Annotated in this window: 17 protein-coding genes; 2 read left to right on the forward strand and 15 right to left on the reverse strand. The window is 41.4% G+C overall.

All coding sequences use genetic code 11. The annotated features are described in order from the left end of the window. Positions 1-273: 273 nt before the first annotated feature. The 3 genes from RMZ42_RS28815 to RMZ42_RS28825 all read right to left on the reverse strand — a co-directional run bounded on the left by RMZ42_RS28815 (position 274) and on the right by RMZ42_RS28825 (position 3660). Entirely contained in the window at positions 274-1257 is a 984-nt protein-coding gene (locus RMZ42_RS28815; RefSeq protein WP_322674629.1) for a polysaccharide deacetylase family protein, read from the reverse strand. 466 nt (positions 1258-1723) lie between these two features. Continuing rightward, complete coding sequence (locus RMZ42_RS28820; protein WP_322674630.1) at positions 1724-2608, reverse strand: aspartoacylase; 885 nt, start codon at positions 2606-2608, stop codon at positions 1724-1726. Continuing rightward, complete coding sequence (locus RMZ42_RS28825) at positions 2605-3660, reverse strand: glutathione S-transferase family protein (RefSeq protein WP_322674631.1); 1056 nt, start codon at positions 3658-3660, stop codon at positions 2605-2607. Before RMZ42_RS28825 ends, RMZ42_RS28820 begins: the two co-directional genes overlap by 4 nt. A 109-nt stretch (positions 3661-3769) precedes the next feature. Here RMZ42_RS28825 and RMZ42_RS28830 point away from each other — a divergent pair, with 109 nt between their 5' ends. Continuing rightward, positions 3770-4747: a D-glycerate dehydrogenase gene (locus RMZ42_RS28830; protein WP_322674632.1), complete on the forward strand. Its 978-nt coding sequence runs from the start codon at positions 3770-3772 to the stop codon at positions 4745-4747. A 536-nt stretch (positions 4748-5283) separates the two neighbouring features. Here the strand turns inward: RMZ42_RS28830 and RMZ42_RS28835 are convergent. From RMZ42_RS28835 to kdpB, 8 genes are all read right to left on the reverse strand, one after another. Next, entirely contained in the window at positions 5284-7050 is a 1767-nt protein-coding gene (locus RMZ42_RS28835) for an iron uptake porin (protein WP_322674633.1), read from the reverse strand. Positions 7051-7630: 580 nt separating this feature from the next. Next, positions 7631-9814 carry an aminodeoxychorismate synthase component I gene (gene pabB / locus RMZ42_RS28840; protein ID WP_322674634.1) on the reverse strand — a complete coding sequence of 728 codons (2184 nt, stop codon included), beginning with the start codon at positions 9812-9814 and terminating at the stop codon, positions 7631-7633. A 175-nt stretch (positions 9815-9989) separates the two neighbouring features. Then, positions 9990-11450, reverse strand: a complete 1461-nt coding sequence (locus tag RMZ42_RS28845) for a hypothetical protein (RefSeq protein WP_322674635.1) — start codon at positions 11448-11450, stop codon at positions 9990-9992. Positions 11451-11585: 135 nt separating this feature from the next. Next, a complete protein-coding gene (locus RMZ42_RS28850; protein WP_322674636.1) occupies positions 11586-11984 on the reverse strand; it encodes a hypothetical protein in 399 nt (132 codons plus the stop codon). A gap of 129 nt (positions 11985-12113) precedes the next feature. Then, positions 12114-12479: a TrkA C-terminal domain-containing protein gene (locus RMZ42_RS28855; protein ID WP_322674637.1), complete on the reverse strand. Its 366-nt coding sequence runs from the start codon at positions 12477-12479 to the stop codon at positions 12114-12116. Between the two features lie 303 nt (positions 12480-12782). Further along, a complete protein-coding gene (kdpC, locus tag RMZ42_RS28860; RefSeq protein ID WP_322674638.1) occupies positions 12783-13421 on the reverse strand; it encodes a K(+)-transporting ATPase subunit C in 639 nt (212 codons plus the stop codon). Then, complete coding sequence (locus RMZ42_RS28865) at positions 13421-13690, reverse strand: potassium-transporting ATPase subunit F (RefSeq protein ID WP_322674639.1); 270 nt, start codon at positions 13688-13690, stop codon at positions 13421-13423. The genes kdpC and RMZ42_RS28865 overlap by 1 nt, the downstream gene beginning before the upstream one ends. A 4-nt stretch (positions 13691-13694) precedes the next feature. Beyond that, positions 13695-15836, reverse strand: a complete 2142-nt coding sequence (kdpB, locus tag RMZ42_RS28870) for a potassium-transporting ATPase subunit KdpB (RefSeq protein ID WP_322674640.1) — start codon at positions 15834-15836, stop codon at positions 13695-13697. Between the two features lie 24 nt (positions 15837-15860). Here kdpB and RMZ42_RS28875 point away from each other — a divergent pair, with 24 nt between their 5' ends. Beyond that, on the forward strand, positions 15861-16280 hold the full coding sequence (locus tag RMZ42_RS28875) for a hypothetical protein (protein ID WP_322674641.1): 420 nt from the start codon (positions 15861-15863) through the stop codon (positions 16278-16280). On the opposite strand, the gene kdpA is transcribed toward RMZ42_RS28875, so the two are convergent. The 4 genes from kdpA to RMZ42_RS28895 all read right to left on the reverse strand — a co-directional run bounded on the left by kdpA (position 16233) and on the right by RMZ42_RS28895 (position 21149). Beyond that, a complete protein-coding gene (kdpA, locus tag RMZ42_RS28880; RefSeq protein WP_322674642.1) occupies positions 16233-17978 on the reverse strand; it encodes a potassium-transporting ATPase subunit KdpA in 1746 nt (581 codons plus the stop codon). The two genes, RMZ42_RS28875 and kdpA, sit on opposite strands and share 48 nt — an antisense overlap. Before the next feature lie 510 nt (positions 17979-18488). Beyond that, a complete protein-coding gene (locus RMZ42_RS28885) occupies positions 18489-19040 on the reverse strand; it encodes a hypothetical protein (RefSeq protein WP_322674643.1) in 552 nt (183 codons plus the stop codon). A 109-nt stretch (positions 19041-19149) separates the two neighbouring features. Then, positions 19150-19689 (reverse strand): ADP-ribosylglycohydrolase family protein, encoded by a 540-nt coding sequence (locus tag RMZ42_RS28890; RefSeq protein WP_322674644.1) that lies wholly within the window; start codon positions 19687-19689, stop codon positions 19150-19152. 77 nt (positions 19690-19766) lie between these two features. Continuing rightward, entirely contained in the window at positions 19767-21149 is a 1383-nt protein-coding gene (locus RMZ42_RS28895) for a transposase (RefSeq protein WP_322674645.1), read from the reverse strand. Positions 21150-21189 lie beyond the last annotated feature (40 nt).

Below are 21189 nucleotides of genomic sequence, written 5' to 3' on the forward strand. Positions count from 1 at the left end.
CGGCTGGTTTTGGTAGTGGCGGTCTATTTGCAACTCTGACTGGTGCGCTAACTCTGAGTGCATTAGATTTTGTTGTGCAATAGATGCTATTTTCAGGTAAATATACCATGTGGTAGGGGCACAGCAATACTCATTGCAACTTAGGGCCAAAGCCAGCCTAAAACTAGCTTTTAGCTGAAGTTGACACCAATGAGCAATGCTGCATCCCTACGACAACTGAATTCTGACTTCTGAGTTCTGAATTCTTTTAATATAATCGCATAGATGATATTTTTACCTCTTTTGAGGCACTAATATAGTTAGTTTCGGCGCATTGGCTGCAAATTTAGCGTGTTGTCCAACAGTCAAAACATTAAATTGACTGGATATCATTTCTAAACTTTTGTTCACTATTGCCAGCTTTTTGTAAGTAGGAACACTCATACCAGGAAAGAATGAGAGTTCTGGTACATCTTCTTGACTTACAAAGTCTGTAGGATGAAGTAGCAAAGAAGGCTGGACGCTTGTAACTTTACACAGCCACAGAGCAATTCGCAGGTAGAGTAACGCCACTTCCGAAGAAAATGTACTCAGAAACATTATGTAACTGAAGTGAATTGGCACTTTAAAAATTGGCATGGTAGTAACAGGAATCTCAGTCAGTTTATCCTTATCTAGTTTCCACTGGTAAGGTTTTAGAGGCTGCAAACCCTCTTTAAAACCGCCAAACAGCGCTTCCCGTTTTTTACGTTCTTCCTTGCTCAATTTACAAGTTATTAAATAATATGCTCGTGCTATGGGCCCCAAAAATGTAGGAAAAGTCGAAGCATCATATTCGTATCCCCGTCGTGCTAAAACTTTCAATACTGCTGGAGAAAAACTGTATCCTGGCCCCCGGAAGCCAATAGGATGCTGATGAGTGACGCGCTTGATATGTTCTTCGGCAAGTGCCACCTCTTCTTCAATCTCATTCTCTGAATACAGATGTAGCCAAGGATCGTGATAGAATGAATGATTACCAATTTCGTGACCGGCGCTAGCGATCGCTTGTATTGCTTTAGTATTCTTTTCTAGGGCTGCATCCTGACCGACAATGAATACTGTGATTGTCAAATCCCATTGCTTGAGAATATCTAAAAAACGAGGTACTGCGATATCCAAGTAAGAAGGATAAGTCTGCCAACCCGGAGCGCCCTGATTTTTTAAATAAGACCAAATATTATCTAAATCTAAAGAAAGACTGGCTATTGGTTTGTTTCTTTTTTGCTTAATTTTCATTATGAGTTCAAGTATTTAGACTTTAAAGCGTAAATTATATTGTTAAATTTAAATTTTCTCAGTAAAGTTCCATAGTTCAACTCAGGGCTGAGTTTAGAATAAACCTCAAGCCTGAATGTTTGCATTTTCTCCTTTTTAAAACAAAGAGTTACTTTCAAAGCAGTATTTCATAGACATTGCCTAGATTAGTGGGTTAGATTTATATTTGCTTCTCTAAAAAATATTACCGATGAATTAGATAATAGTTTCTCAACACTCCTTTGATATCGATTTTATCAAATTTTTTGACAACTTTTTACCCCGATTCTTAATTACCGATCGTTAATATATTATAACTAAGATATATATACTTACATAAATAATTTTTAGTAATTGCGTTAGATATATGAAGTTATTAATAATTTTGAGCTTCAATTTTTACGATCGCTTCGATCAAAAGCAATTATCCAAAAAATTTATCCACATCTTAGATGTTGATTTGCTGCCTCTGGGTTAAACACATGGCAATTCCCTTTTCGTAGTAAGCTGCCTCATTAATAAAAATTGGCCAAACAGTAGATCCTCCCTCATAAACAATTGTTTTATCGTCAAAAGTTATAAAAATTGGATCTCCTGGGTTCAAAGTTTGATAATCCTTATCTTGAAGCTCTGGATGAATCATTCCAAAGATTGTACCATCCGGTTTTTTTGGGTAGTCTACAACTGATAAATGGTCATAGAGAATCAAGGTTTCATTATTTGATGGAATTTTACCCTGGTTAAACTGTTCTAGGTAGTCCAGAAGGGCGCGAACAAGTTCCTCTGTTTGTTGGAACAGTGTTGCTTTTAAAACTCCTTGGGCAATTGGGCCAACCTCGAATGCAAAGCCTAATTCGCACAGAGAATTTACAAATGGGTTTTCTGCAATTGATTTAAAAGAACAGCGATAAACCTTAACTAAAGGATTAATCTGGCTCAGATAAGCAGCCAATTTTAAATTTAAAGGATGACTGTTATCAAGAATAATTGTCAGACCCATATTAGCTGTACTGCTGTGCAAGTCTAAAATGAAATCTGCTTGTTTATCCTTATTTGATACTAAGGTATCCTGAATTAATTTAGCTTGCAAATCTTCGTAACTATTTAGAGTTGGATCTTCTAAATCTTGCTTGAGAAAACAGCGATTTAAATCTTTCTCAACATATCGTTTCCCGGTGGCAAAAGCATTGGGATTTGCTAACAGGGTGACTGTCTCAAAACTCGGTCTAGTAATTAAATCGGGGAACTGAGCAAATTTCTGGACTAGGTAGGCTCCTGTAAACTCATTGCCATGAGTTCCACCGACAATTGCAACTCGATTAATCTGGTTCATGAAGCATTTACCTTGCCAATGCGATCGCGATCGTGTGGTTGATTAAGATAAGACATATCAGGCCCGTTGGGGATAATTCCGCCGGGGTTGAGTGGGAATAGGTTTCCGTAGTAGTCCCGCTTCACGCTTTCTACATCGCAAGTGTCAGCTACACCCGGAAGCTGATACAAATCACGTAGATAAGCTCCGAGATTCTCATAGTCTCGAATTCGCTGCTTATTGCATTTAAACAGCCCATAGTAGGCACTATCAAACCGAAATAATGTCGTGAATAACCGCACATCTGCAAGTGTCAGATGTTCACCGCAGAGATAGCGATTAGTCTGCAATGCAAGTTCAATCTCATCGAGAGTTGCGAACAGTTCATTACAGGCTTGATTGTATGCTTCTTGAGTTTGAGCAAAGCCACAGCGATACACACCGTTATTTACCGCGTGATAAATCTTTTCATTCCACCAGTCAATTTTCTCTTTAAGTTCTTCTGGGTAAAGATTTAGCGTCGGATTGTTGGCAAATTCGTTAAACTCAGAGTTCAGCATGACGATAATCTCTGAACTCTCATTATTGACGATCGCTTTTGTTTGGTTATCCCATAATACTGGTACTGTAGAGCGTCCACTGTAGCCCGGTTCTGCCTTTTGATAAAATTCAGCCAGTGTGCGACAACCTTCAACTTCATCGTTGAATATCCAACCGCCTTCAATGGGCGAAGGAGAGACGATACATACTGATATTACCGCTTCGAGTTTTTTGAGCGATCGCACAACCAAAGTTCGATGCGCCCAAGGACAGCCCAGCCCAACATAGAGTTTGTAGCGCCCCGTTGCTGGTGGGTGTGGATTCCCTGATTCTGTACCGATGAACTTGCGAAACTGGCTATTAGGACGAATATATGCTCCCGACTGATTGCGAGGAGCAAGATTTGACATCATTATCTGCCACATAGTCGTCCAAACAAACTTTCCTACCCAGATAATCAGCTTGGGAGGAAGCGACTTACCTTTCTTCTTGGGGAGCTTTTTCTCGTCATCCATTGGAGTTGAGTTAGTCATAAATTGGTACTACAGCACCACGGATAAACATCTATATTCAGGGTAGACTAAGCAAAGACAAAATGAACCAGTAATATATCTCTTTGAGGAGATAAAAGGTTCAAGAATTATGCTTCAAGCTAAAGTCTTCGTCACTCGTCGCCTACCCATCGAATTAGAGCAACTGCGATCGCTCGCGATGGTGGAAGTTTGGCCAGAACGTCAACCCCCTCCCTACGAAATTTTACTAGAAAAAGTCAAAGAAATAGATGGATTGCTATGTCTGCTGACTGACCAAATCGATCGCCAACTCATCGAGTCTGGGAAACTCAAGGTCATCAGTCAAATGGCGGTGGGTTACGATAACATTGACATTGCCGCCGCTACGGCACGAAAAATTCCCGTCGGTAATACTCCTGGGGTGTTAACTGATGCTACCGCAGATTTTGCCTGGGCATTACTAATGGCAGCTGCACGGCGAGTAGTGGAGGCAGATCGATTTACTCGTGCAGGTTTGTGGCAGACTTGGGAACCAGATTTGTTGTTGGGGCCAAATGTTACGGGCGCAACCTTGGGGATTGTTGGTTTTGGGCGGATTGGTCAAGCAGTTGCTCGTCGTGCCAAAGGATTTGAAATGCAGATTTTGTATACGAGTAGGCAACGATGCAGCCCAGAGTTAGAACAATCTTTAGGTGTGGAGTTTGCTACGTTAGAACACTTACTGCAAGAATCAGACTTTGTGACACTGCATACACCATCGGCTGATGATACTTATCATTTAATTAGCGATCGCCAATTTGAATTGATGAAGCGATCGGCTATTTTGATTAACACGGCGCGGGGAACGATTGTAGATCCAGATTCTTTGTATCGCGCTCTTGCAAGCGGTCAAATTGCGGCGGCGGCTGTCGATGTCACTGAACCCGAACCGATTCCCAGCGATAGCCTGTTGTTAACCTTAGAAAATTTAATTATTGCACCGCATATTGGCAGCGCCAGCCGTCAAACGCGCTCAAAAATGGCTTCAATGGCGATCGCTAATTTAATTGCAGGATTAAGGGGCGATCGCTTGGCTAATTGTGTCAACCCGGAAATTTATAATTCATAATTCATATCAGGCGTGATATCATGTCCGCTTGATTGCTTATTAAACCCGAAGAAGCCACCCCGCCAAAGCTGTGCTTTGTCTCCCCTCCCCGCAGGCGGGGCTTCTGTGTACACACATCTTGGTAATGAAGCGCAAACCTCGGATTTACCCCCCTTAATCCCCCGATGCATTGGGGGGAGATTAAAGATCCGGTTCCCTCCCCTTTGCAAGGGGAGGGTTAGGGTGGGGTAAAAGTGACGCAAAAACCCAGATGAGTAAGCTATTTCAGACTTGTGTGTACACTGTAGCCCGATGCCTTGGGGGAAATATCCGGTTCCCGGTTCTCCCCCAAGGCATCGGGGAGTTAGAGGGGGTGAGAAAGACTTGTGTATACACCGTAGCCCCGCAGGCGGGGAGGGGTTGGGGGGTGGGGTTCTTTTATTATGGGTAATTTGGCGGACATGATATGAATTATAAACGCCCTCAATCTAGTACACCAAGGCGAAATTTAAAAGGGACGCATACTTATGCGTCCCTAAAGCAAATTGCGTAAACCTTTAGAAGGTGAAAGTTGTTCTCAGCGTACCGATAATTGCATCATCGTTATTGCTGTTTTGACCAGGAGAGGTCAACCAGATTACGCCAGGGGTGATTGAGATATTATCTGACACGCGATACTTGTAAAAGCCTTCAAAGTGATAAGGTATATCATTACCAGTACCAGCAAAAACTCCGCCTCGGTTACGGGCATAAGGTTCTGCACCAGCAAAAATCCCTAAAACGTTACCCTTTTTACCGAAGTCAGGTAAGGCCACTCCAAGACCGTAGCTCCAAGCTTCATAATCATCACCAGCGCCAAAGCCTGTGATATCGTGGTAAGAAACGAAGCCACTGACTGACAGTTTGTCGCTGGGTCTAAAAGCTGCTTCTATACCGTAAGAATTACTGGAAGATCCGTTTAAGGTAGTTAGGGTGTTAGCTTGATTAGTACCTACAACGCGGATAGTACTACCCAAACCACCACCTAGATCGAATAAATTACCACTTCCAGCACCATGATAACCGTGAACGTAGGTAGCAGCTATAGATAAGCGATCGCCAACACTAAAGTTCAACTGTCCCAAGGCTGCATAGTTACCCTCTAATAAACCTTGATTTGCCACGGAATTAGCAGCATTTGATGCCAAATAGCCGATAGTCAGCGAACTTGGTTTGAAAAAGCTGCCACCCTTACCAAACGGTAAAGTCAGTGCCGCACCTGCACCGCCACCAATGCGATAAATCGGACTTTCAGAAGCAAAGGTAGACAAAGCACCATTACCGCCATCATAGTCTTCAAAGTAAGGGTTATTAGTGGCAACATAATCGCTATGAATACCTCCGGTGCCCGCAAAGTAGACTTGGGCTGGACCTATGGGTACGTAATACGCCAGCCAGTCGATAATCACACTGTTGTTACCAGTGGCGCCGATTTGAAAAGTTTGTATACCTTCAGAAGTATTGATTCCAACACCATCATTTCCTACTTGTGTAAAGGATAGTGCATTACCGGCTGCAAGACGGGTGTGTAAAACGTCTTTACCCGTGAAGCTGGTTTGCAAGTCTAAACGTACCCGATCTTGGAAGACAGTATTATTCGCATCGCCAGTGTTATTGCCAAAAATATCACTAACAGCAAAAATAGCTTCACCCACCAATTTTGTGGTAGTGGAAAACTGATTAGCTTCAAGTTCCGCAGTCCGTGCTTCTAGAGAATCTACTCGACCGCGTAGAGTTGCCAGTTCTGCTGAGAATTCCTCCTGCAAACGCTGGAGAGTCGCCAAATCCTGTTTTGTCACCAAGTCAGCTGTTGCTGTGGCAATTAGTTCATTAACTCGATCTAAACAAGCATTCAAACCTGCGGCAAACTCATAACGAGTCAGTGCCCGATTGCCTCGGTAAGTAGAATTTGGGTATCCAGCAATACAACCGTAGCGCTCAACCAAGGATTGCAAAGCTTGGAATGCCCAATCAGTCGGCTGTACATCAGAAAATTGAGAAACTGATGTGACTTGAGACAATGAATTCTGGTTCTTGCCTTCGTTGTTGTAGCGATTAACCTCTTCTAAAACCTTATTTTCATCAGCCTTTTGGGCAAGCAATTGCTGATTAACTTTTGGTTGCTCTGTTTGAATGAATATTGATGAAGCACTAGCAGCTATTGGCTTTGTATCTTCAGAAGAACTTGCTACTTCGGCAGCAGCTATAGCCTTAGCGGAAACCAACACCGTCACTCCCAAAACTACTGGACTTAGTACCAGAGTTTTCCACAATAGATGAGACATTTTTATTTTCCTTTCCCAAAAAATAGCCAAAATCAGTTGGTTCAAGAAAAAGAGAATAAGTGATTATTCTACTTGTTCGGAATCTTATCAGATTGTTGTTAATTAAGCTATATATCTAAGAAATTTTTTACAGATAAGGAATCGTCACGTTTTGCAAATGGCTTATTTGCCAAAGGTTGAGTTGATCGGGTAAGTTCGCTCGATTTTGTGCTATTTATGGGCTTTAGCTTCTTGTTTTTAATCCCGATCTGCGGTAGTTACTTTTTGTCTTTAAATTCATTCCTCAATCAAGAAAGTGTATTTATATATGAGGTTTTGATGACAAATTAGTAATTATTGATTATTAATTATTTTGAACCTCCAACCTGCCGAAGTCAGATAAATCAATACTGTTCAGTTAAGCCTCAAATCTTTAGTAAAGACACAAAATTTTACTTCTTACAGCTGCACTAACGCGTCTTTACAGTTTGAAAATCAGTATCAAAAATCTTTACCAACGGCAAATAATCTTTAATAGTAGCCAGTTTTGTGTTGGGATAGCGACCCCAAAGACATCTCAATGCTTGATTAAGTCTCTAATTTAGGCAGATAATTTTTCATAACTATCGGCAGTTGTTGCTTCTAATCCCAAAATGGGATACATTTCTGGTTCAGATGTTCCGTGCATCATCAGAAGCAGAGCGTCGATTAAGGCTTTGGCTTTAAGCAGCGTTTCCTGAAACTCCATCTCTGGCTCAGAAAGGGCTATAATTCCGCCACCAATACCAATGGAGGTTTGACTGGGAGTCAAAACAGCAGTCCGAATCACAATATTTAAATCGGCTGAACCATTCAACCCCAAAAAGCCGATCGCACCTGAATAGATTCCCCGCGCCTCTTGTTCTAAGCGATCGATAATTTGCATGGTGCGGATTTTCGGCGCACCAGTCATCGATCCTCCGGGAAATGCAGCTTGCACGCAATCCACCGCTTGTAAATCCGAACGTAATCGCCCGCGTATCGTTGTTACCAACTGATGTACTGTTGAGTATGTTTCCACATCCATTAATTTTGGGACGTGGATGCTACCAACTTCACAAACTCGTCCTAAATCATTGCGTAACAGATCGACAATCATCAGATTTTCAGCTCGGTCTTTTTCGCTGTTGCGTAGCTTCTCACGGAGGACGAAATCGGCTTCGGGGGTTTCTCCTCGTGGTAGCGTTCCCTTGATGGGTTTAGTTTCTACCCAACCTTGGCGATCGATCCGTAAAAACCTTTCTGGAGATGAGCAGGCGATCGCAATTTCACCAAAGCGTAAAAATGCAGAATAAGGAGCCGGATTGATTTTACGTAATGTCCGATAGAACGTCAATGGATCGGGGGTTGCATCGGTGTGCAGCTGATTAGTCAGGCAAACTTGATAGGTTTCCCCTTCGTGAATTTCGTCTAAGCATTGCTGAATATCTTGAATGTAATTTTGGTAAGTGCGACTCAAACGGAACTTAACTGGCTGATAAGTTTCTTGAGGTACAAGAGAAAAAAGAGGATCTAGAGTTTCGAGTTGTTGTTGGATAGTATCAAACCAAGTTTCTACCTGCTCTGTTTGTCCTTTTTTGATTAATTGCAGCAAATAAACACACTGTTCTTGATGATCGATCGCAATCATGCGATCGGCAAGTAAGAAAATTGCATCAGGTAATGGTGAAGAATGCACCAATGACGATCCACACTCCGCCTTAAGTTCATAGCCAAAATAGCCAACAAATCCACAGTTAAAATCAAAAGGTAACTCATCAGATTGACAAAATCGGCAGTTTATTTCTCGCTTCAAATACTCAAAAATACTTTCGGTGTGACGACTTACGGTATCTGACTGGGTGACGATGATTTCTTGCGTTTCGGTATTATATCGTACCAATAGACTGTTAACCCCGCTTCCATCACCCATAAATGAAAAGCGAGATAGACCAAATTCCACACGGCTGCTATCTAACCAAAAAGCATTGGGGGCATTCTCAAACAACTGCACAAATATTTGTTCTGTATTTGGGCAGATATCTAACTTGCGCGTATACAATTCAAACTTATCTTCCTGTTCTTCTCTACGAGACGCTGCGCGAAGGCAGGGTTTATCTACAGTAGGAGTAACAGATCCATATCGAATCCGATACTGTTTTTCTGGACTTATTGACGATTTCTCTGTAAATTGCTGCGTAATATCTCGAAAGTTTTCTAATAATCTTTGCCCATATTCTGTACAGATAGACTCTGGGTGAAACTGCACACCCCAAAAAGGTAAATGCCGATGACGCAATCCCATCACCAATCCTTCTTCAGTCCAAGCAATTTTTTCTAAACATTCAGGTAGTTCATCAGCAACTAATAATGAATGATAACGCACCACAGAAAACTGATTAGGAATACCTTGAAATAATTCTGAATTATTATGATAAATTTTACTGAGTCTGCCGTGTCGAACTTCCGGTGCATGAATTACTCTTCCACCATATAGGTAGCCAAGTCCTTGATGTCCCAGACAAACTCCCAGCAAGGGTACATCCACATTCTCAATTATTTGCCGACAGACTCCAAAATCTTCTGACCTTTCTGGACGACCGGGGCCAGGTGAAATCACAATGTTGTCAAATGCAATTTCTTTTAATTCATCCCAGTTAAGGCGATCGTTATAAATTACTAAAGGTAGTTCCCCATTTACCTCGGCAATCATCTGGTAAAGATTAAATGTATAAGAGTCATAGTTATCAATAATTAGCGTTTGCATACATAGTTACTTAACTAGCACATATAGCAATCCTAAATCATTCGTGAAAAATTAGATCCCCGACTTCTTCAAGAAGCCGGGGATCTGGCTTAAGTTCTATAGGCACATCTTCAAAAAGAAAGGGTTTCAGAAAACTTTACTGGATGAATGATGGCTTGTTTGCCAAAGGTCACATTTATACAAGAATTTCGCTCGATTTTGTGCCATTTCTAGACTTTACCTTCTTGTTTTTAACCCTGATTTGTGGTAAATCCTTTTTATCTTTGTAAAAGTAACAGATTTCTACTAGAGTTGGCCATATTTCTAGAGAGCCGTGAAATTGGCTAATAACATCATCGATAATTCTGGAAACATTTTGCTGAAAAAAGTCTGGTTCAAATCCATAGAAGACTCTCGATAAATTCTCAGCAAATAATTGAAGTGACTGCTTGCGTTCTTCATTCTGGGTAGATATTGAGGCTTTGACTACCTGCTTGTGGATAGCAGAGATTTTTTCCAGGATTTCCTCAGAATCTTGTAAAGTGACTTCGCCTGAATAATCAAACTTGATTCCCAAATCGTCAAGATGATAAACACTGTTTTTAATCTTCTTTTTCAGCAAGCTACATATTTCTTCATTAAATAGTTCGCTAGCTAGAGGATTACGCATATAGTTATTTCTAATATGGTTTTGAACAGCATCAACGTGTGCAGCTGCAATCCCTTCTTGCTGTATCCAAATCCTGTAGATATAATCCTCAAATCTGAGCCGAGTTGGAAAAAAGGGTGGTAAACCTAGCTGATTATCATATCCAGCGACTCCACAATCCATTCTCCAGTTTTTGTTAGTAATAACGGGTCGAAAATTGGTAAGAATATAAAAATCATTTAGGTCATTGGGACTAATTTGGTTTTCATCATTGAGATACATGTGAATAAAATCAAGGGTATCAATATCATTAGTTCCTGTGCGAAAAGTTTGGGCAATCTTAACGATCGCATTATTCAAGACTCTCCCCTGTTGTAATAAAAGGCTGTTTTCTCGAAAGTAACCTTTAGTTGTATTGGTTTCTAAATCCATTGCTGTATCAAGTACCAATTCTCCAGCCTCGAAGTTTTCTGGTACATGACTGGCTTTTTGACCTAAAACATCACCAAAAGCCGTGAGTAAATCAAAAGATTTATGAACGAAGCCACCTTGTTGATTAGATTTAATTAATTTTCCTCGGCATATTTCATCACCAGATAAAGATTCTGGGCTAGTTTCAATTAATGCATCTGGACGCATATCGTCATCTGCACTAACCATTAAATGTCCAAGGGTATACATGAGAGTGAAGTTGCGATTTCCGCCATAACTAGGTCGGAATAAGTTTTTGACTAGTGATTCTAGCTTGCGATCGCGCAGTCTTTCGTTTAAAAATGTAATAAATTGCTCTTTCTGTTGTGGCCCAACATAAAACACATCATTGACTGTCTTAGTCTGCTCTAAAAGTGGATAATATTTCTCGTGATTGGCAATGCTAGAATCGTCAAAAACGATAATTTTTAAAGCATGACCATTTGCCCAGAAATTCTCATCATACTTTTCGATGGTCTGTGCTACATCTCTCAGTCTATGAGTCGGAATAACAAATACTGTTTCTTTTTGTTTCATAAAATTTGTTTGGGTTTTTCAAATGAACTTTCTAACCTTTAAACAAAGTTTGAAAGTTTTCAGGCTAACTGCTTCCAGAATATCTGCCACTGCAAATTTGCATACTGGAGATTAGCAGCATAGGCATAAATTCACCTATTTAGGGCTGTAGTCAGAACAATTGAGTGCTTGTTTCGTTAGAGCAGTGGTAGGATGTACTGCACACTTTAGAAAATAGTTATTGTTAAAAAATTGGCATTTTTTACAGTTATGTTGCTCTAAATCTTTAATGCTTACTATTTCATCTTTATCTGGCGCCGCATTTTCTGGGGGATCTTCTAGTGCTTTGCAGACAGATGAAACTAGAAAAACAACAATTGCCCAAACAATCATAAAGGAAATGTGAGCCAAAAACACTGCTACAAAGGGAATGTCTCCGTCATGTGGTTTTGTGTCACTATGTGTTGCCTTAGACAGGTTAGCTTCAATCAGGGTGGACTGATGAACATTTTTGTGGGCGGATACATAAAGTCGGAAAAGCTCCGAAGTATGCATATTAATAACCTTTAGTTAGTCGAACTCAGATCCAGTAAAGTTAAAGAGGCAGGAGGCAAAAATATATCTTCTTACTCTTGCTGCAAGCTCGAACTGCCTCCTGCCTTTATTCGAGAAATGTTCATCTGTCTAATAATATGTGGAATTGAAAGTACTTGATAGGTCTGGGTAATTTGAATTAACAGATTGACTTTCTCTTAGTCGAGCTTCCAATAAGCAACTGTTGAGGGAATAGTAAACAGAATGAATTTTTTTAAGAGTCACTTTGAGAGCGGGAACCATCATCGGATGGGTTGCTATTGCTAAAATGTAATCTCCGGCGAAAATACTAGGATTATCTGTTACTGAAATAACTTGAGTTTCTCTTAAAACTCCTAGAAAAATACATTTACTCGGTAATTTAATATCACTTAAATGAATGCCACAGTAAACGCTATTATCTTCGATAAAAACACCAAACAGGCTTGGTTCTAAGGTTTTTTTAGTTTTTAGCACAAAATGTTTTTTAACTCTAATAGTATTGTCCAATACTTTACGAGTAAAAGCTGCTGTTGCAGAGATATATTTTGAAGATATATAAAATGTATTAAATAAATAGAGGATGTGTTTATTAATTAGCTAATCAGGTATATGTTTAGAGATATAGGTTTTATATATACCTACTAAAAATTAGATTCTCGACTTATTAAATTAAGCCGAGAATCTAACATTTAGATTTGAAGTAATCATTAAGGATTACTATAGATAACTATTTTGAATAGAAGGCATAGCAAGAATCAGCAGCACTCTCTCAAGCCTTTATCCCTTAGTCTTATCTAGAGCTAAATTCAGCTTCAACACATTAACTCCAGGTTCGCCAAAGATGCCGAGAAAGCGGCCATCGGTGTTTTGGGAAATTAAAGTTTCGAGTTGGTTCGGTTGAACTCCTCGCGCCTTGGCTACTCGTGCAACTTGCGCGATCGCAGCTTCCGGGGTAATATGCGGGTCAAGGCTGGAACCAGAGGTGTAAACTAAATCGCCAGTCGGCTGCACACCTGCTTTTTTCAAACGATTGAAGTCACCTTCAACTTTTTTGCTGGGGTCTGGGTCATCTTTACCTTTAATCCGTTCCATTAATGCGGGATTACTGGGAGCCAAGTTACTAGCGCCAGAAACCCCAGTTCTCAAAACTCCCGCATCGTCCTTTTTGGGATCGGCTGTGCTGTAGCTGGTGGTACTGGGACGGCTGTTAAAATAGCGATCGCTACTAAAAGGTTGACCAATCAAAGCAGAACCGACAACTTGACCGGCGCTATTTTTCAGTAGACTACCGTTTGCTTGAAACGGAAACGCAATCTGCCCAATGGCAATCATCGCAAAAGGATAAATAATCGCTCCAATAACCCAGAGTACCAAGGTAGAACGAACGGCTCTACTAGCTTCGCGTGCAAAACTCATTAGAATTTCTCCGGTACAAACATGACAAAAAATAAATAGATGGAAAGCCCTAGTGTCACCAGTCCTAACAGTCCCAATCCCCAAGATTGACTGCGAGAAAGTTGTTCGCCAGTAGCTGCATAGACTACAGGTGCAACCACTAGGTTGAAACACATCGCTAAGAATAAATACAGTGGTAGCTTTTGTCTACGCCATTGACACCAGATTTCAGTTATTTCTTCTAATACTTGGGATGCAGGAATAGTGCGGCGGATATGAACGGGTTTCATAGAATTAAGACAAAGGTAAGATAATATCTATCAGTTTGATGGCAATGAACGGAGCAACGATACCGCCAAGACCAAAGATCAAGATGTTACGACGTAACAGTTGATCTGCTGTTAAAGGTAAGAACTTCACCCCTCTGAGTGCTAGCGGAATTAGTGCCGGAATAATCAAAGCATTGTAAATCAGCGCCGAGACGATCGCAGATTGGGCACTCTTTAATCCCATAATATTCAGTGCGCCGATTCCAGCCGCCGCAAAGATTGTGGGAATGATCGCAAAATACTTGGCAATATCGTTAGCGATGGAGAATGTTGTCAAGGCTCCACGAGTAATTAGCAACTGTTTACCGATGGTTACTAAGTCAATTAACTTCGTGGGGTCTGAGTCTAAGTCCACCATGTTAGCAGCTTCTTTGGCAGCTTGCGTCCCCGAATTCATCGCCACACCCACATTTGCTTGAGCCAAAGCAGGTGCATCGTTCGTACCATCCCCAGTCATTGCCACCAGTTTACCCTCAGATTGTTCCGAGCGAATCACCTCAATTTTGTCTTCTGGAGTTGCTTCGGCAATGAAATCATCCACCCCAGCTTCCTCGGCAATTACCGAAGCGGTAATTCGATTGTCACCTGTGAGCATGATCGTGCGAACACCCATGCGGCGGAGTTGGTCAAATCGCTCCCGCAAACCAGGTTTGACAATATCTTTCAGGTAGATAACACCATAAATTTTATCATCTTGGCAAACAGCTAAGGGTGTACCGCCTAACCGGGAAACTCGCTCATAAGCTGCATCTATATCATCAGGAACGTTACCGCCACGGGAACGGACAAATCCTTTAATGGCATCCACTGCACCTTTGCGAATTTGTTTGCCATCGGGTAGATTCGTGCCACTCATCCGGGTTTTGGCGGAAAATTCTACACCTTCGGCTTTATCAATGTTAAAGTTTACCCCAGCCTGAGATTTTTCTGCTAAAACTACGATTGACTTGCCTTCTGGCGTTTCGTCAAACAAGCTAGCAGCTAGGGAGACTCGCGCCACATCTATTATTGAGTGATTATCCAAGGGAATAAACTCGTCAGCCATCCGATTTCCCAAGGTGATCGTGCCTGTCTTATCCAGCACCAAGGTGTTGATGTCACCGCAAGCTTCTACCGCTCGTCCAGAGGTTGCAATGACGTTAAATTGAGCAACCCGATCCATCCCGGCAATACCGATCGCACTGAGTAAACCACCGATAGTTGTGGGAATTAATGCTACCAGTAGCGAAATGAGAATAGCAACGCTAGCACCCGCCCGTAAACTGTTCCCAGCTTCAACTCCAAAGGCTGTGCTGATAAAGCTGGCGATGTAGCTGACGAAGGGAGGCATAGTTGCCACCACAATTAAGAACACCTGCGTTAACACAGCCAACAATACCGTCAAAGCAATCTCATTAGGAGTCTTGCTGCGTTCTGCTCCTTCTACTAAGGCAATCATGCGATCGATAAAGCCTTGTCCAGGATCGGCAGTAATGCGAATTGTCAACTCATCGGAGAGTAGGCGTGTACCGCCTGTCACCGAACTGGCAATATCTGTACCTGGTTGCTTCAATACCGGGGCAGATTCTCCAGTAATCGCCGACTCATCCACCGATCCAATACCTTTAATGACATCGCCATCGGCGGGAATCATATTATTTGCACTGACTTTTACCAAATCGCCCCGTCGCAGTTCTGTAGAATTGACTTTTACTATCGAACCATCGGGGAGGATTTTATTAGCGATCGTATCCGATCGCGTCGATCTTAATGAATCAGCTTGTGCTTTACCGCGTCCTTCAGCTACAGCTTCGGCAAAGTTGGCAAAAACGAGGGTAAAAAAGAGAATAAAGGTAATCAACCCGTTTAAAACGCGTTGTTGGTTAACATCTGCCTGGATTGTGCCAAACAAATTTGGGTTTAGGGTAACAAGCAAGGTGATAATTGTCCCTACCCAAACAACAAACATCACTGGGTTTCTAACAGTAATTCGCGGATCGAGCTTAATAAATGACTCGCGGATTGCTCTTTGATAAAGTCCCCGCATATCTGTTTTGGGGGTATGTTTGCGCGAGTCACGAGTTCCAGATGGAATACGGGGCGAGGGAGAATCAGTAGTAATTGGCATAGATTAAATTTTGGGAATGGGGCATTGGGGATTGGGGATTGGGGATTGGGGATTGGGCATGGGGCATGGGGCATTGGTGATGAGTCTTTGATACTCGTGGACGAGTCTTTGATACTCGCCGACGAGTCTTTGATACTCGTGGACGAGTCTTTGATACTCGTGGATGAGTCTTTGATACTCGTGGATGAGTCTTTGATACTCGTGGACGAGTCTTTAATACTCGTGGACGAGTCTTTGATACTCGTGAATGAGTCTTTAATACTCGTGGACGAGTCTTTAATACTCGTGGACGAGTCTTTGATACTCGTGGACGAGTCTTTGATACTCGTGGACGAGTCTTTGAGAGAGATGCTTCAAGTTCTAACTCTCCTTTGCCCCTCTACCCCTCTACACTTCTTAGCCAATGCCTTTAGCGATGAAAAAGGCTTCACCAATGGGGCCTAATGCAAGTACTGGGAAGAATGTAAGTGCGCCCAGGATTAAAATCACGCCTGCGGTAACGCCTGTAAATAGTCCAGTATCCGTTCGCAATGTACCAGTGGTATAAGGAACAGCTTGTTTACGAGACATACTATCTGCTAAAAACAGCAAACCGATGATGGGAATATAGCGTCCTGCAATTAAACTGAAGCAGGTACTCAAGTTCCACCACAAAGCGGTTAAAGTTGGTGCTGTACCTGTAGCGATCGCCAAAGGAGAAGGTTGTGAATCTCCCAAACCTTCAAAGCCAGAACCGTTGTTAGCAGCAGCGGAAGCGTATTCATAGATAACTTGAGCAAAACCGTGGAATCCGGGATTGCTAATTCCTGATAATTGATCGGGAAACGCCAAGGCGATACCTGCGGGAATCATAATTGCGATCGGGTGAACTAGGAGAATTAAAAAACTAGCAAGTACAACCTCGCGCTTCTCAATCTTGCGTCCCAAAAATTCTGGTGTGCGTCCCACCATCAACCCTGTAGCGAACACAGCGAGAATTAGGTAAGCGAATAGATAAGCGGTTCCCGTACCCTGTCCACCCCAAATAATTTGCAGGAACATATTGGAAAGGGTAATAAAACCACCGTTGGGCATGAAGGAGTCATGTAAACTATTAACAGCGCCGGTCATCGTGCCTGTTGTAACTGTTGCGAACAAGGCAGATTGTGCCCAACCAAACCGCACTTCTTTACCCTCTAGATTCGGTTGCTGACTACCCAGCAGTGCATTCACAGCCGGATTGCCGTTATATTCCCCAATGGCATTGATAACGACAAATACGATGAAAAGCACACTAACCATGCCATATACTAACCAGGCTTGCTTGGTGTTATTAGCAAATAAACCGTAGGTATAAATCAGGGACGTGGGAATTGAAATCATCGCCACAATTTGAATCAAGTTTGAAAATCCGTTGGGATTTTCAAAGGGGTGTGCGGAGTTGATGGCGAAAAAGCCGCCGCCGTTTTCCCCTAATTGCTTGATAATTTCAAAATGAGCAACAGGGCCACGAGCGATCGCTTGACTAATATTCGCATCTTCCAAGGTGGGGAATACAACCGCACCCCCCAGTGTTTCAGGAACACCAGCTGCCATAAGAGCGATCGCGCCCACAATACAAATAGGCAATAAAATTCGGGTAATCGAGCGAATTAAATCTACATAAAAATTGCCTAACGATCTACCAGTCAATCCCCGAATAAAGGCAATCCCTACCGACAAACCAGTAGCAGCAGAAGTAAACATGTGATAACCAAGTCCCCACATTTGGCTGCCATAGCTCATGTAGGTTTCACCAGAATAGTGCTGCTGGTTAGTGTTAGTAATAAAAGAAATAGTTGTATGCAGTACTGTATCCCAAGTTGGGGCATTTATCTTGGTTGGATTTAATGGCAGCCATCCTTGATTCATAATAATCAAGAAAATCAGCAACCCCATTGCGACGTTACTGTATAGGATTGCCCGTCCATACTGCCAGCCAGTCATATTTTCTTTGGTTTTAACGCCAACCAAAGCATAAAGTACTCGCTCAACCGGATTCAAAATCGGATCGAGAAAAGTACTTTGCTCTAGGTAGACCCGCGCCATATAGCGCCCAAAAACAGGAGTAATTGCTACTACAATTAGTAGCGTTAATACAATTTGAATCCATCCTTCTAGCATGAGTTAATCAAACTCCAACCTAAGTAAATTTGAGATAAATATCAGATATTTTCTTGTTATGCATCGGAAATATTTATGAAGTATATTGGCATACTTATTAACTTAACCAACCTATAGTTCTGGGCTTTCTCAATCAATCATGGAGCTTTTTGTTGAAGAAGACAAGGTATAAATTGATATTTAAACTAGGTTATATAAGAAATATATGTTTCTATGTATAAGAGTGTTTATCTCGATATATATCTGCAAATATAGAAGGATGGCTAAATACTAAACAAATAGCTATTTGACACTAAAACTAGCTGAGTCTTTGAGGATTACAGTAATTTTCAGCTTTCTTGACTGACTACGTAGGGAATGAGTAAGAATCTTAAAAAAGTGGTTATCAACTGCAACAATACAAACAAAACCATGATTTACGCGCAATTCGTCAAGAAGCTTAATTTATCAAACCACTTTCTCTACGAGATGCTACGCTTTACTTCTTTAAATATTTTACAAAACACCAAATTATCCTAAATATGGATATTTGGTAATATTACATTTTAATAATTGCATCCAATATTTTGTAGCATTTTTTTGAGTTATTTCTATATCGCGCAAATTATGACCTTTGCATATCTTTAACATATAATATGTTAGTTGTAGAGCTACAAATAAATAAGTTAAGCCCAAAGGTTTTAAATGTTGCCAAAATAGGTGATATATAACTTGAAGTTTCTGTCTATGGCGAAAATGTATCCACCATTTGGTTTGATGTTCAGCTATATTTTTTTGTAGACCTAATATAGCCTCAATCTCTATAAATTTATCTTTTACTTGATTATAAAATTTTATTTCTTTTTCAATTTCTCCAGCCTTGTATGCTAAATCAGCATCATCAGATAACTGATAGGCTTCACTAATTAAACGACCAACATTTTCTGCTTTTTGTTGGTCATATCCAAGTTTAATATATATTTTAGTTGCTGCTTCTGCCAATTCAGCAAATTTTTCAGCATCATGGAGCCAATATATTTTTGTTTGTACTTCTCCTAAAGTAGAAGCTAGAGTATGATTCATCAATTTGGCTTGGTTGGCTTGAAATATGCTTTCGATTATCTAACTTAAAATTAAACACTAAAATATAGCCTTTTGAGCATCTGAACTTAACTACTTTGATGTATTAGATTTAGCCGATCTTTTTACCCACCAAACTCATTAACTGCTTATCCAGTTCTATCAGGTAATCTCTACCGTAAGCTCCATTCTCTAACCCTGCGACAAGATGATTGGGAATGTCTTGAGTAATTTCCTCGCTACAAGAACCAGCAGCCAAGGCGATCGCGGCTACTGTATCAACATCCCCAGTAAAAGCGATACAATCTTGTAAAAGTTCGCTCATACTGTCATTACGCATCACCGCGGTAATCGCTGCTCTGACACTCATCCAGCCTTTGGACTTGACTTTACCTTCCCACGGTTTATTCCACTCTCCAGATACATAACCTTCCAGAAACCGTCCTAATTTGCGTTTTGCTCCCAGTCGATAGATAAAATAATGCGACATTAAGGCAGCCGCAACGGCAGCATTGATACCATCGGTTGTATTGTGGGTAATTGCCGCTTGAATTGTTGCCGCCTCAATGACTTTTTCTGGTGTGGGATAAATGCCAATGGGTGCTGCACGCATTGCTCCCCCGCTTTTGTCACTATCAGGGTTAATTTTCACTCTAATAACCTTCAGCGAATTTTAACAACCCCTCAAGCTTTTAAAATTCTTGAGGGGAAATTTTAATTAGTCAACGGTCAACGATCGTTAACCGCGATCGCTCTTGATAACTCCCGAAACAGAAGGTTAGCAACTTTAGACATCAGCTTATTTTGCAAGTGTTTACCGTTGAGTAACTGTCTGCCTGAAGCATCAACCTTACCTTTGAGAGTTTCTTTGTAAACGGCAATTTCATTGGCGATCGGATTGTCAGGCAAGCGGTCGTCAATTTCAACCTTGGTGATTACGTATTGCCAGAAGGTCATTCGACACAATGCCGAGCCGCTACCTACTTCAACTAGACTATCTCCAGACTGTTCAAGAACTGTTCCCATACCTAACCTGAGCTTGAAAGCGTCGCGGCTGCGGTTACGCTTGACTCTCTTTACGTCACCGGGAAGAAATTTCACCACACGCTTACCCTTTTCCCGTGTGACCTCCTTTTTCTTTACTTCTCGGACTTCTCGCTCGATCAGCTGTTTGCCATTAGTAAGGAAGGCTTCAAACGGGTAGATGCGACTGAGCAGCCTGGCGCGAATCCTTAGACCAAAATTAAACTGGTCAAAAATTTGGTTATAGGTTTTGAACAGCGGATCGTTGACCAGCGCCTTAAGTTCAAACTCTAGGCGCTGCTCCTCGATGTTAATGTCACAAAGCCAGTCACCATGCAACCGCACAATTGGATCTATGTCTAGTCCAAGTTCGCGGCTAATTGATTTTTGGTAAAGCCTTGCAATTGATTTGTAGCTTTGTGGGTGTACTTCCGATTCTCTTTGTGCTAACCATCCCCATAGCGGCGGAACGTTTCCGGGCTTGGTACTCTTGCTTTTACTGTGTGCTTTTTCCGGAAATTGCCAAGCTAGCGACTGGCGAGTGTAATTGATAATTGGTGACTGAACGCGGTTAAGGTGTTCGAGTTTTTGCACTAGTTCCCGGATCTGGTCAATTGGTACTGGTCGGTGCATTAGGAATTGGCGCTCGTTCAATTCTCCAGATTCTAAATAATTTTCTTGATCTTGAGCGTATGCAGCCATTGCCAAGGCATCAGCAGCATCGGATTTATTGGGTAAATTTTTGCCGCCGCGATAGCGCCGCAACTCAATATGCCCAACCCAAAGGATTTTAATTCCTAAACTTTCCAGTATTTGGGCCCAAAGTCTTGAGTAATGATTTCCTGTTGGTTCGAGTATTGCAATATCTACTTTGTTTTCCATAACATAGTTGGCAAAATCGAAAGCTGATTTTTGATTGGTGTTTGGCTTAGGACTAGAGTAAAAACTAGGAAATAAACTATTGGCTTTGGTTCTAGTTTTTTGCCAATACGTCTTTAATCCTCCTAATGGGTATTGTGATAAAATATGGCAAGTTATCGACGACTTGCTAACATCAACTCCCAAGGATGTAATTGATTTAATTGTCATGGTTCTGCTGATAATTGGAGTTTCTTGATATTCGTGGTGC

The organism is Nostoc sp. DedQUE05, assembly GCF_034530955.1.
Classification (GTDB): domain Bacteria; phylum Cyanobacteriota; class Cyanobacteriia; order Cyanobacteriales; family Nostocaceae; genus Nostoc.